The following is a 14,147-nucleotide window of genomic DNA, read 5'->3' on the forward strand; positions in this document are numbered from 1 at the left end:
GCTTGCCAGGCGCCGCAGGCCGATGCGCAGACAGACGCCGCACCTTTCGCGTCCCGGACAAGACTGCTGCGGCACACTCGACGCAATTGCAAACGAACCGGCAAGGGCACGCGCATCAAACCCGACCCTTTCGCCATCGCCGCTTAAACAATTGCGCCGATCATGTTATATTCCCGCGTCCTTTGGGGAGTAGCCTGCTTCCGTCCCCCGGAAGCGCCCGCGTCAACATACTCGGCGATGTTCCATCCCGTGGCGCCGGCAGCCTAATCAGGTTGGCGAGACTAATGGCATGACGGCGCGCCCAGGTCGGGCCGCGCCGCGTGCCTTTTTTCGTGCCCGACCCGGAATATCCAGATGAATTTTGCCGCTACCTTCCTGCTTGCCCTTGCCATGTCCACCGATGCCTTCGCCGCCGCGGTCGGCAAGGGCGCCGCACTGCATCGTCCCCATCTGCGCGAAGCTCTCCGTACCGGCCTGATCTTCGGCGTCATCGAAGGCCTGACCCCGGTGGTCGGCTGGCTGCTGGGCCAGGTGGCGGCGCCCTATGTGTCCGCCTTCGACCACTGGATCGCCTTCGTGCTGCTGGGCGGCCTGGGGCTGCGCATGATACGGGAAGGCTGGTCGGGCGACGAGGAAGAGGCGGAAGCGGAAAAGCCGGGCCGTCATTCCTTCTGGCTGCTGGCCATCACCGGCGTGGCCACCAGCATCGACGCCATGGTGGTGGGCGTGGGCCTGGCCATCATGAATGCCGACATTGCCGTCACTGCCGCCGCGATCGGTTTCTCCACCTTCGTGATGGTGACGCTGGGCGTGATGCTTGGACGCGTGCTGGGCCGCATCGCCGGCAAGCGCGCCGAGATCATCGGCGGCATCATCCTGATCGGCATCGGCTCGCTGATCCTGTACGAGCACCTGAGCGCGCCGGTCTAGAAAATCTCCACGCTGCCGCTCGGCGACTGCACCTGCAGCAGCCGCGCGGCCACCAGCTGGTCGTACAGCTGGATCTGGTTGCGGCCATGCTGTTTCGCATAATAGAGCGCCTGGTCGGCATGGCCCAGGATCACCACCGGCGCGTCGCTGCTGATGCTGGCATAGCCCACGCTGACGGTGACCCGGCCCACCTGCGGAAAATCATGCTCCTCCACGGCCTTGCGAAACCGCTCGAAGGCCAGCGACGCATTCTTCAGCGTGACCGCGCGCAGCAGCACCACGAACTCCTCGCCGCCAAAGCGGAAGATGCGCTCGTTGGAGCGGAAGGAGGCCTTGAGCATATTGGCCACCAGGATCAGCACCTCGTCGCCGTACACGTGGCCGAAGCGGTCATTGATGTTCTTGAAGTGGTCGATGTCGACCACCGCCAGCCAGTTCTCCCTGGCCTGCGCGCTGTGCCGCCGCTCGGCGCGGCCGGGCAGCTGCGGCTGGCGGGCATGGCCGCCCTGCGCGGTCATGCGGGCGAAGCGGGTATCGAAGGTGCGGCGGTTGAGCAGCCCGGTCAGGGCGTCGCGCTCGCTGTAGTCGATCAGGTTCTTGTGGTTGGCATAGACCTGGACGATGCCCCTGATCAGCGCCCTGGTGTCGGCGTCGCAGGGAGCGGCGTATTCCAGCCTGACGCAGCAGCAGACCCGGTCGCCCAGGCAGACCGGCAGCCAGAGCAGGCAATGGCCGTTGCCATCCGTCTGTTCCAGTTCGACCGCCTTGCGCCGGATGGCATCGGCCAGCGCGGCATCGCAGGGAATCACGCGCACCGATTTTTCCGGGTCGGCCGGTGCTTCGAACTCGCAGCGGACGCGGCCATCGTCGTGCATCGTCACCCTGGCCTGCAGGAAGAAGTCATCCGCCGACTGGATCACGGTCAGCGTGGCCACCGACAGCGCGCCGGTAAGCTGATGCAGGGCAGAAGCCAGCGCGATATCCAGCGGCTCGTGCTCGCGGCAGCGGGTGATCTCGGCAAAATGAAAAAGGAGCAAGTCCAAGCGCAGTCCTCGGGAAGGGCAATGCAGGGAGCGGCCTTGCAAATCGTAAATGGCCTGCGTGCATCAAACGGTTGACATGCTACCGCATTCGGCGTGTCAGCCGTTGATTGCGCCGGCTTCCGGCGCTGGACTTCCGGCCGGTGCGGCGGCGGCGTTCCGGGCGCGCAGCAGCAGGGGCACCGCCTCGGCTTCAAGCGGGCGGCTGAACAGGTAACCCTGATAGGCATGACAGCCGAGTTCGCGCAACAGTTCGAGTTGCCGCGGCGTTTCCACCCCTTCGGCCACCACTGTCATCTTCAGTCCGTGGCACAGGCTGACGATGGTGCGCACGATGGCCAGGCTGTCTTCGTCGTGGCCGAGGTCGCGGATGAAGGCGCGGTCGATTTTCAGGCACTGGGCCGGGAGGCGTTTCAGGTAGGCGAGGCTGGAATAGCCGGTGCCGAAGTCGTCGATGGCGATATCCACGCCCAGCGAGCGGATGTCATGCAGCAGCACGTCGATATCCTCATGGCTGGCCATCACCGTGCTTTCGGTGATCTCCAGCTCCAGGCTGCCGGGCGCGATGCTGCTGGCGGCGAGGCACTGGCGCAGCATCGGGACCAGTGCGTCGCGGTGAAACTGCCGCGGCGACAGGTTCACCGCCACCTTTACCTGTTGTCCCAGGCTGTCCTGCCAGGCGCGCATCTGGCGGCATGCTTCCTCCACCACCCAGGCGCCGATGCTGACGATAGCGCCGCTGGCCTCGGCGATCGGAATGAAGCGCGTCGGCGGCACGTCGCCCAGCACCGGGCTGGTCCAGCGCAGCAGGGCTTCGAAGCCGGTGACGCGGCCGCTCGGGATGTCGACCTTGGGCTGGTAGACCAGCCGCAGTTCGCCGCGCTGCAGTGCCTGGCGCAGCTGGCTTTCCATCGCAAGCCGCTCGTCCAGCACCAGGTGGCTGCTTTCGGAGAAGAACTGGACGGCATCCTGCCCCTCGCCGGCGGCGCGGTGGCGCGCCACGTCGGCGCGGCGCAGCAGCTCCTCGGCCGCGCTGCCGTCGTCGGAGGAGGAAGCGATGCCGATCGCGGGGCCGAGATAGAAGTCGCGCTGGCCGACCGGCATCGCGTCCGACAGCGCGCCATGCAGCCTGGCGGCGAAGGCGGCCAGGCTGCCGCGTCCGTCGTCGCAGCGGATCGAAAGCGCGAACTGGTTGCTCATGGTCCGCGCCAGCGAGGCATCCGGTGCGGCCTGGCGCAGCAGTTGCGCCACCTGCCTGAGCAGGGTATCGCCGGCCGCATGGCCCATCAGGTCGATGATTTCCTGCAGCCGTTCCAGCGACAGCGCCAATACGCCCACGCATTCGCCGCTGGCGGCAGCGGCATGGATTTCAGCGTCCAGAGTGCGCAGGAAGCGCGCCTGATTGGGCAGTTCGGTCAGCAGGTCGAAGTCGGCCAGGTAGGCCAGCCGCACTTCGGCCATCTTGCGTTCGGAGATGTCGGTGCGCACGCAGACGATCTGGGCTTCGCCGGTGTCGCTGATCAGGCGCGACGTGGTGCTGATGAAGGTGCGCAGTTCCCCGGCGCTGTCCACGACCTCGGTTTCGTCGACCATGTCGCCGGCGCCGGCCAGCACCTGGGCATAGGTCTGTTCGCGCTCGCCGGCGCCATGCGCATCCGGCGTTTCCTGTTCCAGCCGGCCCAGCAGTTCCTCGCGCCGCTTGCCGGCGAAACGGCAATAGGCATCGTTGACCAGCACGAAGCGGCGCTGGCTGTCGAGCACATACACCGGGCTGGCGATGGCGCCGAGGATGCTGCCCAGGTAATCGGCGCTCCTGGCCAGCCTCGCCTCGCTGGCGCCCAGCTTCTCGATCAGCGCGGAACGGCGCGCCGCATCGCGCGAGATGCGCCAGGCCATGACGGAAAGCGAAAGGGTGGCCAGGCCTAGCAGGCCCACGGCAATCGCCACCCGCTCGTGCCAGAACGCCAGCGCGTCCTCCTTGTCCATGCCGGCGATCGTCACCAGCGGATAATTGCGCACCTTGCTGTAGCCGTAGATGCGGCGCACGCCGTGGGTCGGGCTGGTGGCTTCGAAGGTGCCGGCGGCGGACGCCGGCAACTGTGTCTGGAACAGCGGCGTGGCGGCGAACGAGCGGCCGACCGCGCCCGCCGCCGCCGGCCCGCGCGCCAGCATGGTGCCATCGCCGTGCATCAGCGTGATCGAGCCGCCGCTGTCCAGGGCCACTTGCGCATAGAGATTGACGAAATAGGCCGAGTCGATGCGCGCCACCATGGCGCCGATGCGTCGGCCACCGTCGTCGAGCAGCGGGCGGCCCAGGGTCAGGATGCCGCGTCCGCTGGCGGCATCGATGGCGCTGATGGTAATTGCGAGGGTATCGTCCGGGCCGGGAACCGCGTTCGCCGGCATGTCCGGCGGCAGCGGGCTGCCTGTCAGCAGATGGCCGTCCCGGTCCAGCAGCGAGATGCCCAGCACATCGCGCGGCAGCGGCGGCCGGCGCATTGCCGGGCGCTTGCTGTCGCGGGGCGCGGTGCTTTCCAGGTAGTCCTCGCGTGCATTGTCCAGCAGCCGGTCCAGCGCATAGGCGGCACTTGCGGTCTGCGCCGAAAAGGCCGTGGCCAGGTTGCGCAGGTTGTTCGCTTCCTGCCGCAGCGTGTCGTGATAGCTCGCCGTCAGCGCCAGCGCGGTGCAGAGCACCATGACCGCCAAGAGCGCGATGGCGGCAATGCAAAGCCGCGGCCGCGGCGGCAGCGCCGGCGCATGCGGGGCAGTGAACAGTTTGCTGGAAGGAAACATGCGGCGGCTGGTGATTCGATCGGCAGGCAGTCTTGACCCTCGACAACTGGGCCGCCGCTACTCTACTGCATACCAGCCAAAACTGCGTGCGATTATTAAGCATTCTGTCTGATAATGTTTACATTCTGGATAAAAAGTTAATTTTTTCTCGACTTTACTTGGCTTCGTTCGGCTGATAACATTGGCCGATAATGAAACGGTGTTTTGCTATGCAGAACAAATCCGGCGCGTCGGTGAGCATGATCTGCCGCGCGGCCACGAGCATGAAGTTCGAGGAGACGAGAAGATGAGCGTGAAACAGTTATTCAGCCTGGATGGCAAGGTCGCCCTGATTACCGGCGGCTCCCGCGGCCTGGGCTTGCAGATGGCCGAAGCGCTGGCCGAGATGGGCTGCCGTCTTGCCATCACGGCGCGCAAGGACGACGAGCTGCAGGAAGCCAAACGGCACCTCGAAGCGCAGGGCGCCGAAGTGCTGACCATTGCCAGCGACCTGTCCGACACCGCCGGCATTCCGGCCATGGTGGAGCAGGTGGTGCAGCGCTACGGCGCCATCGACATCCTGGTCAACAATGCCGGCGCCACCTGGAATGCGCCCGCCGAGGACTATCCAGACCATGCCTGGCACAAGGTGATGAACCTGAACGTGGATGCGCTGTTCTTCGTCGCCCGCGAAGTCGCGCGGCGCTGCATGATCCCGCGGCAGTCGGGCAAGATCATCAACATCGCCTCGGTCGCCGGCCTGCGCGGCAGCGCCACCAACGTCACCACGGTGGCCTATCACACTTCCAAGGCCGCGGCGGTGAACATGACCCGCGCGCTGGCGTCCGAATGGGGCAAGTACAACATTAACGTCAATGCGATCTGCCCCGGCTTCTTTCCATCGAAGATGTCGGCCGGCCTGCTGGAAAAGGTGGGAGAGGGCATCATCGCCCGGGCGCCGCTGCACCGCATCGGCGGCGACGAGGACCTGAAGGGCTCGGTGGTCTTCCTTGCCAGCGAGGCCTCGCGCCACATCACCGGCCAGGCGCTGGCGGTGGATGGCGGCGTCAGCGCCGTCTAGTTTTCCGATTCCATTCAACGCTTCAAAGGGACGGCGCGCGCGTCGTTGCATTCCATGAGTTCAGATCCGCAAGACCGCTTTACAGGCACCCGGCCGGTAGCGCCGCAGCATGCCTTCGACACCGCCAAACTGGCCGCCTTCATGCGCGGCCATGTCGAGGGCTACAGCGGCGAGCTGCAGGTGGAGCAGTTCAAGGGTGGCCAGTCCAACCCCACCTTTCTGCTTTCCGCCGGCGGCAGGAAATACGTACTGCGGCGCAAGCCGCCCGGCACGCTGCTGCCCTCGGCCCATGCGGTGGACCGCGAATACCGGGTCATCAGCGCGCTGGCCGATACCGATGTGCCGGTCGCCAAGGCTTATGCGCTGTGCGAGGATGAAAGCATCATCGGCACCGCCTTCTACATCATGGATTACGTGCAGGGCCGCATTCTGTGGAATTCTGCGCTGCCCGACCATACGCCGGCCGAGCGGGCCGCGCTGTTCGACGAGATGAACCGGGTGATCGCCGCGCTGCACAGCGTGGACTACCAGGCTGTCGGCCTGGAAGGCTATGGCAAGCCGGGCAACTATCTGGAACGCCAGGTGGCCCGCTGGACCAAGCAATATCGCGCTTCCGAGACGGAAAGGATCGAGGCGGTGGAAAACCTGATCGCCTGGCTGCCGGCCAACATCCCGGCCGGCGACGAGACCCGCATCGTGCATGGCGACTACCGCATCGACAATGTGATCTTCCATCCGACCGAGCCGAAGATCCTGGCGGTGCTGGACTGGGAACTATCGACGCTGGGCCATCCGCTGGCCGACTTCGCCTACCACTGCATGACCTGGCGCATGCCGCCGGGCCCGTCGCGCGGCATGGCCGGGCTGGACCTGCCGGCGCTGGGCATCCCGACGGAGGAGCAATACCTGGAAGCCTACTGCCGCCGCACCGGCCGCGCCGACATTTCCAGGAGCGACTGGGAGTACTACATGGTGTTCAACATGTTCCGCCTGACCGGCATCCTGCAGGGCATCATGGCGCGGGCGCTGCAGGGCAACGCCTCCAGCGCCGAGGCGATGGTGGCCGGCAAGCGCGCCCGCCCTCTGGCCGAGCTGGCCTGGCAACTGGTGGAACGCAATCAGCAACGCGCAAGTTAATCGAGACAACAGGAGACAACGATGCAATTCAGCTATTCCGACAAGGTCATCGACCTGCAGAAGCGGGTCACCGCATTCATGGACGAGCATGTGTACCCGGCCGAGGAAGCCTTCGAGGCCGAGATGGACGCCGCCCGCAAGAACGGCAATCCGTGGGTGCCGACCAAGACCGTGGAGGCGCTGAAGGAAAAGGCGCGCGCCGCCGGCTTGTGGAACCTGTTCCTGCCCGAGTCCGATATGGGCGCTGGCCTCACCAACCTGGAATATGCGCCGCTGTGCGAGATCATGGGCCGCTCCCATATCGGGCCGGAAGCCTTCAACTGCTCCGCACCCGACACCGGCAACATGGAGACCCTGGCGCGCTACGGCACGAAAGAACAGCAGGACCAGTGGATGAAGCCGCTGCTGGCTGGCGAGATCCGTTCCGCCTTCGCGATGACCGAGCCTGACGTGGCTTCGTCGGACGCGACCAACATCGAGGCCCGCATCGAACGCGATGGCGACGAATACGTGATCAACGGCCAGAAATGGTGGACTTCCGGCGCCAACGACCCGCGCTGCAAGATCCTGATCTTCATGGGCAAGACCGACCCCGACAATCCGAACCGGCACAAGCAGCAGTCGATGATCCTGGTGCCGATGGATGCGCCGGGCGTGACCGTGCTGCGCCACCTGCCGGTGTTTGGCTATGACGATGCGCCGCACGGCCATGCCGAGGTGCGCTTCGAGAATGTGCGGGTGCCTGCTTCCAACATCCTGCTGGGCGAGGGCCGCGGCTTCGAGATCGCCCAGGGCCGCCTCGGGCCGGGCCGCATCCATCACTGCATGCGCCTGATCGGCCGCGCCGAGCGCGCGCTGGAGAAGATGTGCCGCCGCTCGCTGAAGCGGGTGGCCTTCGGCCGCCCGGTGGCGGACCAGGGCGTGACCCGCGAGCGCATCGCCAACTCGCGCATCCTGATCGACCAGGCCCGCTTCCTGGTGCTCAACGCCGCCTACATGATGGACACCGTGGGCAACAAGGCCGCCGCCAAGGAGATCGCGATGATCAAGGTGGCCGCGCCCAACATGGCCTGCCAGGTGATCGACTGGGCGATCCAGGCCCATGGCGGCGGCGGCGTCAGCGAGGACTTCGGCCTGGCCCGCGCCTATGCCAGCTCGCGCACCCTGCGCCTGGCCGACGGCCCGGACGAAGTGCACCGCAACGCCATCGCCAAGCTGGAACTGGCGCGCTACAAAGAACGCTGATCGCAGTACGTTTTAGAGGAAGCCGTATCCATGTCGGACCGTCACCTGGCCTTCTGGCCCAAGAATCAGCCGCGGCACCTGACGCTGCCGCGGACCAATCTGTTCTTCAACGCCGAGGTCTCGGCGGCGCGTTACCCGGACAAGCCTTTCCTGGTGTACTACGACACGCCGGTGACCTTCCTGCAGTTCAGGCAGGAAGCCGAGCGCATCGCCGGCTTCCTGCAGCAGGAATGCGGCGTGAAGAAGGGGGACCGGGTGCTGCTGTACATGCAGAACAGCCCGCAGTTCGTGCTGGCCTATTACGGCATCCTGCGCGCCGATGCGGTGGTGGTGCCGGTCAACCCGATGAACATGACCGAGGAACTGCGGCATTACGTCAGCGACACCGGCGCCAAGGTGGCCTTCGCGCCGCAGGACCTGCTGGCCAACATCGCGCCGCTGCTGGACGAGGGCCTGGAGCACGTCGTGGTGGCGGCCTATTCGGACTACATCCGCACCGGGCATGACTATCCGGCGCCGGCATTCATCACCGCGCCGCGCGAGCCGGTGGCGGGCGCCGGCCTGACCGCCTGGAGCGACATGCTGGCGCGCGACCTGCAGCCCGGCCCGATGACGGCCGGCCCGGACGACCTGGCGGTGATGCCCTATACCTCGGGCACCACCGGCCATCCCAAGGGCTGCATGCATACCCATCGCAGCGTGATGTACAACGCGGTGGCCGGCATGACCTGGGTCGGCACCTTGCCCGATTCGGTGCTGCTGTCGGTGCTGCCGTTCTTCCATGTGACCGGCATGCAGGGCAGCATGAACACGCCGCTGTATGCCGGCGCCACGCTGGTGATGCTGCCGCGCTGGGACCGCGACGTGGCCGCGCGCCTGATACAGCGCTACCGGGTCAACGGCGTGCAGCTGATCTCGGCGATGGTGGTGGACCTGCTGTCGCATCCCGGCATCGGCGAGTACGACCTGTCGTCGATCAATCGCATCAGCGGCGGCGGCGCGGCGATGCCGGAAGCGATTGCGCAAAAGCTCAACGACATGCTGGGCATCCCGTACGTGGAAGGCTATGGCATGTCGGAGACCATGGCCGCCACCCATCTGAACCCGATGCAGCGGCCCAAGAAGCAATGCCTGGGCATGCCGCTGTACGACGTCGACTCGCGGGTGATCGACGCCCACACGCTGCTCGAAGTGGCGCAGGGCGAGTCGGGCGAGATCATCGTCAGCGGGCCGCAGGTGATGCAGGGCTACTGGAACAATCCCGGCGCGACCCAGGACGCCTTCATCGAGCGCGACGGCAAGCGCTTCCTGCGCACCGGCGACATCGGCATGATCGACGAGGACGGCTACTTCTTCATGGTCGACCGCCTGAAGCGCATGATCAACGCATCCGGCTTCAAGGTCTGGCCAGCCGAGGTGGAGGCGCTGATGTACCACCATCCGGCCATCCAGGAAGCCTGCATCATCGCCGCGCCCGACGAGAAGCGCGGCGAGACGGTCAAGGCGGTGGTGGTGCTCAAGGAAGCATATCGCGGCAAGGTCAGCGAGCAGGACATCATCGACTGGGCGCACGAGAACATGGCGGCCTACAAGAGCCCGCGCATCATCGAGTTCCGCGACGCCTTGCCCAAGTCCGGCTCGGGCAAGGTGATGTGGCGCGAGATGCAGGAACAGGCCATGGCAGCTGCAAAGGCCGCCGGCTAGCACTTTGCACTTTATGCACACAATGCAAACGAGGAGGAGACACGCATGCGATTCAAGGACAAGGTAGCCATCGTCACCGGCGCGGCCAGCGGCATCGGACGCGCCACCGCGCAGCGGCTGTACGAGGAGGGCGCCGCGCTGGCGCTGGTGGACCGCAACGAGGAAGCGCTGGCCACCCTGGCGGCGACGATGCCGGACCCGCAGCGCGTGCTGTGGCGCGCATTCGATATCGGCAGCGAGGCGGAGGTGGAGCGCTTCGTCGCCGACGTGCACGCCCGTTATGGCCATATCGACGTGCTGTGCAACAACGCCGGCATCGCCGGCGGCGACTACTCGCCCATCAGCGAGACCGACACCGAAGTCTGGCAGCGCATCCTGCAGGTCAATGTGATGGGCGCGGTCAACTTCACCAAGTATGCGTCGCGCATCATGCGCGACCAGAAGGGCGGCGCGATCGTCAACACCGCCTCGGTGGCGGGCGTGCGCTCGGGCGCCGGCGGCAATGCCTACAGCGCTTCGAAGGCAGCCGTGATCAACCTGACCATGACCTCGGCCTGCGACCTGGGCCAGTATGCAGTGCGGGTCAATGCAGTCTGCCCCGGCCTGATCGAAACCGGCATGACCGCCCCGGTCTTCGAGCGCGCCCGCGCCGCCGACAAGGAAGACAAGCTCGGCTCCCGCTGCGAACTGCGGCGCTACGGCCGTCCGCAGGAAGTGGCCGCGGTGATCGCTTTCCTGGCCAGCGACGATGCGAGCTATGTAACGGGGCAGGCATTGCCGGTGGACGGGGGCAATACGGCGTCGCTGAATTTGCCGGGGATGAAGGTCTAGAGGCGGAGCGACCCACACTCCGCAGTGGCATTGCACCTTTGGTCGATTAAGAAGCCGTAGCCTGGGTGGAGCGCAGCGCAACCCGGGGTTGCACCGGTCGCACAAGACACACATCCCGCGCTTCCCCGGCCACCTCCCGGACCCTGCCTTCCCCATTTGGCTGGCACAGTCGCTGGCTTCAGCGATGAATGGCCCGGGTTGCGCTGCGCTCCAGCCAGGCTACGGGCTTGCTTCAATCTTCCCGCTTTTCTCGTCTTTCCGAACCAATCGGGCCAAGCTCGCCAGCCTAGTCGTCCAGAAATCCCCCCTTGTAAAAACTCCAGGCCGTGCCGTCGTGCAAATAAAAAAAGCCGTCGGCGCAGGCTTCCTTGCCCGGGAAGTAGTCCCGGTACTGCCGCGGCACCAGCCGCGCCAGTTCTTCCTCTCCCAGTTCCTCGAACTCCTCCGGCGTGATCGCTTGTCCGACCCGCAGTCTTCGGCCTGCCATGGCAATTCCTTCGCAATTGGGAAACCCGATTATAGAGAAAGCATTCATTTTCCCGTACGGAAACCAGGGTGCGCGACAGGGTAAAACCGTGGGGAAATGTTTCGGAAACAAATGCAAATGTAAATAATTGTTATCTTGTCTTCCAAAACGAGGGGTCGGCCGTTATGTGTCCTAAATCAACAATCCGTACGGAGATTTTCTTCATGACGACCCAAAACCGATTCGACGCCGATCTGACCGTCCGCTCTTTTGCCTACGTGGCAAGACAGCTCGCCCAGGGCGCCGCAGCCCCTTCGGCGCTGTATGAGCAGATCCTGGCGGAAGCGGAAAAACATCGCAGCGCCCTGCGCCTGATGCGCCGCGACATGGTTGAGAAGGTCGAAACCGCCCTGCGCAGCCGCACTCTGACCAGGGGCGAGTTCCAGCGCCTGTGCGATGCCGCAGTGCAAAAGATCGAGCAGGCGCAGCAATCGATTACCCGTATTGCCATGCAATACGCGCCGCAAAGGCTGGCTGCCTGACCAGCTTCGGCGTCAGGCGGCCAGCTTCCACGCCGTCTGAAAGCCTTGTCGTTCTGACGAGGATGAAACCCGACCGGGCATGTGCCAGCATCCCGGGGGGTGTCGCAACCTGGGTCATCATTCTGATCGTGCTTTGCCATTGTTCTTGTCTGTCGTCATTGTCGGTCTGACAGTTTTTCCTACAATGACGCATGTCCGAACTCGTCATTGCCGGTTTCACCGCCATCACTGTCCTGATGACCGTGGCGCCACTGTCGCGTTCCTCGCGCTGGTGGATACGCGGCCTCGACTTTCCCCGCCTGCAGATCTTCGCAGCCGGCCTCCTGTTGCTCGTCGCGCAACTGACTTTTCTCGACCTGAGCGAATTCCCAGAGCAGCTGATGCCGGTGGCGACAGTCGCCTGCCTGATCTACCAGGCCTGGTGGATCCTGCCTTACCTGCGGCCCTATCCCAATGAAGTCAGACTGACGCCGGCGCCTGCCGACAAGGACCGGTTGCGCATACTGTCGTCCAACGTGCTGATGACCAACCGCAATGCCGACGCGCTGATCGGGCTGGTGCGCCGGCATCAGCCCGACATCCTGGTCACGCTGGAAACCGATGCCTGGTGGCAAAGCCGGCTCGATGTGCTGGAAAGCGACTATCCGCATACCATCAAATGTGCGCTGGACAATACCTACGGCATGCATGTCTATTCACGACTGCCGTTGGAGGATGCAGAGACCCAGTTCCTGGTGCAGCCGGACGTGCCATCGATGCACGCGATGGCGATCCTGCGTTCGGGCCAGCCGGTGCGCATGCACTTCCTGCATCCTGCGCCGCCCAGCCCGACCGAGAACGACGAATCGACCGAGCGCGATGCCGAGCTGCTGGTGGTGGCAAAAAGCGTGGTAAAGGTGCCCGGCCCGGTGATCGTCGCCGGCGACCTGAACGATGTCGGCTGGTCGGCCACCACCCGGCTGTTCCGCAAGATCAGCGGCCTGCTCGATCCGCGGGTCGGGCGCGGCATGTTCAATACCTTCCATGCGGGCCACTGGTTCATCCGCTGGCCGCTGGACCATCTGTTCCACAGCCGTCATTTCACGCTGTCGTTCATGCGGCGGCTGCCGAATGTCGGCTCCGATCATTTCCCTGTGCTGGTGGAACTGGTGCATGATGCCGCCGCCGGCGCCCGGCAGGAAGGCCTGACCGCCGACGCCGAGGACAGGCAGACCGCCAACGAGAAGATCGCGAAGGAGCCGGTGCGTCCTTCCGATGTGCACGAGCCGGAGGCATAGCCGGCTTGCCGGCAGCGTTCAGGCCAGCCAGTCGGCCACCACCCGCGCTGCCTGCGCCACGATCTCGTTGCGCGGTTTGGCATCGGGCGCCGTGCCGGTCAGATAGATTGCCAGCATGACGGGTGCGCGTTGCGGCGGCCACAGCACGGCAATGTCGTTGGTGGTGCCGTAGTCGCCGGTGCCGGTCTTGTCGCCGACGCGCCAGCCGGCCGGCATGCCGGCCCGGATGCGGGCGTCGCCAGTGGTGTTTCCCGCCAGCCAGTCCTGCAGCTGCGCCCGCTGCGGCCCGGCCAGTGCGTCATCCAGCACCAGCCGCTTCAGGGTGGCGCTCATCGCTGCCGGCGTGGTGGTGTCGCGCTCGTCCCCCGGCAGCGCCGAGTTCAGCGCGGTTTCCCAGCGGTCCAGGCGGAAGGCCGTGTCACCCAGCGAGCGGGCATAGGCGGTGAGCCCGGCAGGGCCGCCGACCAGCTGCAGCAGCAGGTTGCCGGCGGTATTGTCGCTATGCTGGACGGCGGCCGCGCACAGTTCCTTGACCGTCATGCCGTCGCCGATATGGGCCTGGGTCACGGGAGAGTAGGTGACCAGGTCCTGCCGCGTATAGCGGATGCGCCGCTGCAGCAGGTCCGGGCTGCGGCTGCTTTGCGCCAGCACGGCAGCGGCAAGCACTGCCTTGAACGTGCTGCACAAGGGGAAGCGCTCCGCGGCGCGCCAGGCAAGCGACCTGCCGCTGCCGGTATCGATGGCGCACAGGCCGAGCCGGCCATCGAAGGTGTGTTCCAGTGCCTGCAGCCGCGCCAGCGCCGCCGTGTCGCGCGGCGTCGGCGCCATGCCCTGGCAACCGGCAAGAAGCGGCAGGGCGGCGGCACGCAGCAGCAGGCGGCGGCGGGGAAGCGGAAGAGAACGGGTATCAGGCATGGGCGGCATGGGCGGCAGTGGACAAGGCGGCATTCTAGGGCACTTGCAGCCTGACCGGCTTGTCGAAACCGGCCAGATCGCCTCGGCCCTGCGTCGGGATGCCGTGCCGCGCTTTCTTCCGGGGCCTGTTTGCTCTGGTCCCGCCCTTGCCAGCCAGGCCGGAAGCGCTGCCGCAGGCTTGCGTGGCCAGCCTGCGGCCCGGCGATG

At 65.7% G+C, this 14,147-nt stretch carries 12 protein-coding genes; 8 read left to right on the top strand and 4 right to left on the bottom strand.

The window, feature by feature from the left end:
- Window positions 1-354: 354 nt before the first annotated feature.
- The gene (gene mntP, locus IGW04_RS11325; protein ID WP_194713177.1) at window positions 355-930 is read left to right on the top strand and encodes a manganese efflux pump MntP; all 576 of its coding nucleotides are present in this window, start codon (window positions 355-357) and stop codon (window positions 928-930) included.
- Here mntP and IGW04_RS11330 read toward each other — a convergent pair.
- Complete coding sequence (locus IGW04_RS11330) at window positions 927-1,973, bottom strand: GGDEF domain-containing protein (protein ID WP_194713178.1); 1,047 nt, start codon at window positions 1,971-1,973, stop codon at window positions 927-929. The genes mntP and IGW04_RS11330 overlap by 4 nt on opposite strands.
- Window positions 1,974-2,069: 96 nt before the next feature.
- Window positions 2,070-4,763 (bottom strand): bifunctional diguanylate cyclase/phosphodiesterase, encoded by a 2,694-nt coding sequence (locus IGW04_RS11335; RefSeq protein ID WP_194713179.1) that lies wholly within the window; start codon window positions 4,761-4,763, stop codon window positions 2,070-2,072.
- A 286-nt stretch (window positions 4,764-5,049) separates the two neighbouring features.
- Here IGW04_RS11335 and IGW04_RS11340 point away from each other — a divergent pair, with 286 nt between their 5' ends.
- The 5 genes from IGW04_RS11340 to IGW04_RS11360 are packed head-to-tail and all read left to right on the top strand — an operon-like array spanning window position 5,050 to window position 10,740.
- Window positions 5,050-5,823, top strand: a complete 774-nt coding sequence (locus tag IGW04_RS11340; RefSeq protein ID WP_194713180.1) for an SDR family oxidoreductase — start codon at window positions 5,050-5,052, stop codon at window positions 5,821-5,823.
- A 54-nt stretch (window positions 5,824-5,877) separates the two neighbouring features.
- A complete protein-coding gene (locus IGW04_RS11345; protein ID WP_194713181.1) occupies window positions 5,878-6,960 on the top strand; it encodes a phosphotransferase in 1,083 nt (360 codons plus the stop codon).
- Window positions 6,961-6,981: 21 nt separating this feature from the next.
- Window positions 6,982-8,205 (top strand): acyl-CoA dehydrogenase family protein, encoded by a 1,224-nt coding sequence (locus tag IGW04_RS11350; RefSeq protein WP_194713182.1) that lies wholly within the window; start codon window positions 6,982-6,984, stop codon window positions 8,203-8,205.
- Between the two features lie 30 nt (window positions 8,206-8,235).
- Window positions 8,236-9,909: a long-chain fatty acid--CoA ligase gene (locus tag IGW04_RS11355; RefSeq protein ID WP_194713183.1), complete on the top strand. Its 1,674-nt coding sequence runs from the start codon at window positions 8,236-8,238 to the stop codon at window positions 9,907-9,909.
- Window positions 9,910-9,954: 45 nt separating this feature from the next.
- Complete coding sequence (locus IGW04_RS11360; protein ID WP_194713184.1) at window positions 9,955-10,740, top strand: SDR family NAD(P)-dependent oxidoreductase; 786 nt, start codon at window positions 9,955-9,957, stop codon at window positions 10,738-10,740.
- A 286-nt stretch (window positions 10,741-11,026) separates the two neighbouring features.
- On the opposite strand, the gene IGW04_RS11365 is transcribed toward IGW04_RS11360, so the two are convergent.
- On the bottom strand, window positions 11,027-11,227 hold the full coding sequence (locus IGW04_RS11365; protein ID WP_194713185.1) for a hypothetical protein: 201 nt from the start codon (window positions 11,225-11,227) through the stop codon (window positions 11,027-11,029).
- Between the two features lie 68 nt (window positions 11,228-11,295).
- Between IGW04_RS11365 and IGW04_RS11370 the strand changes: the two genes are divergently transcribed.
- Together IGW04_RS11370 and IGW04_RS11375 are read left to right on the top strand one after the other, a co-directional pair.
- Window positions 11,296-11,748: a hypothetical protein gene (locus tag IGW04_RS11370; RefSeq protein ID WP_194713186.1), complete on the top strand. Its 453-nt coding sequence runs from the start codon at window positions 11,296-11,298 to the stop codon at window positions 11,746-11,748.
- Between the two features lie 191 nt (window positions 11,749-11,939).
- Entirely contained in the window at window positions 11,940-13,025 is a 1,086-nt protein-coding gene (locus tag IGW04_RS11375; protein WP_194713187.1) for an endonuclease/exonuclease/phosphatase family protein, read from the top strand.
- Between the two features lie 18 nt (window positions 13,026-13,043).
- Here IGW04_RS11375 and bla read toward each other — a convergent pair whose 3' ends face one another.
- The gene (gene bla, locus IGW04_RS11380) at window positions 13,044-13,940 is read right to left on the bottom strand and encodes a class A beta-lactamase (protein WP_194713188.1); all 897 of its coding nucleotides are present in this window, start codon (window positions 13,938-13,940) and stop codon (window positions 13,044-13,046) included.
- Window positions 13,941-14,147 lie beyond the last annotated feature (207 nt).

Origin of the sequence: Noviherbaspirillum soli (genome assembly GCF_015352955.1) — a bacterium.
GTDB classification, from domain to species: domain Bacteria; phylum Pseudomonadota; class Gammaproteobacteria; order Burkholderiales; family Burkholderiaceae_D; genus Noviherbaspirillum_A; species Noviherbaspirillum_A soli.

Excerpts from the sequence above, each read along its gene's own strand:
- mntP (WP_194713177.1), top strand. The coding sequence starts at position 355 with ATGAATTTTGCCGCTACCTTCCTGCTTGCCCTTGCCATGTCCACCGAT.
- IGW04_RS11335 (WP_194713179.1), bottom strand. The coding sequence starts at position 4,763 with ATGTTTCCTTCCAGCAAACTGTTCACTGCCCCGCATGCGCCGGCGCTG.
- IGW04_RS11340 (WP_194713180.1), top strand. The coding sequence starts at position 5,050 with ATGAGCGTGAAACAGTTATTCAGCCTGGATGGCAAGGTCGCCCTGATT.
- IGW04_RS11345 (WP_194713181.1), top strand. The coding sequence starts at position 5,878 with ATGAGTTCAGATCCGCAAGACCGCTTTACAGGCACCCGGCCGGTAGCG.
- IGW04_RS11350 (WP_194713182.1), top strand. The coding sequence starts at position 6,982 with ATGCAATTCAGCTATTCCGACAAGGTCATCGACCTGCAGAAGCGGGTC.
- IGW04_RS11355 (WP_194713183.1), top strand. The coding sequence starts at position 8,236 with ATGTCGGACCGTCACCTGGCCTTCTGGCCCAAGAATCAGCCGCGGCAC.
- IGW04_RS11360 (WP_194713184.1), top strand. The coding sequence starts at position 9,955 with ATGCGATTCAAGGACAAGGTAGCCATCGTCACCGGCGCGGCCAGCGGC.
- IGW04_RS11365 (WP_194713185.1), bottom strand. The coding sequence starts at position 11,227 with ATGGCAGGCCGAAGACTGCGGGTCGGACAAGCGATCACGCCGGAGGAG.
- IGW04_RS11375 (WP_194713187.1), top strand. The coding sequence starts at position 11,940 with ATGTCCGAACTCGTCATTGCCGGTTTCACCGCCATCACTGTCCTGATG.
- bla (WP_194713188.1), bottom strand. The coding sequence starts at position 13,940 with ATGCCTGATACCCGTTCTCTTCCGCTTCCCCGCCGCCGCCTGCTGCTG.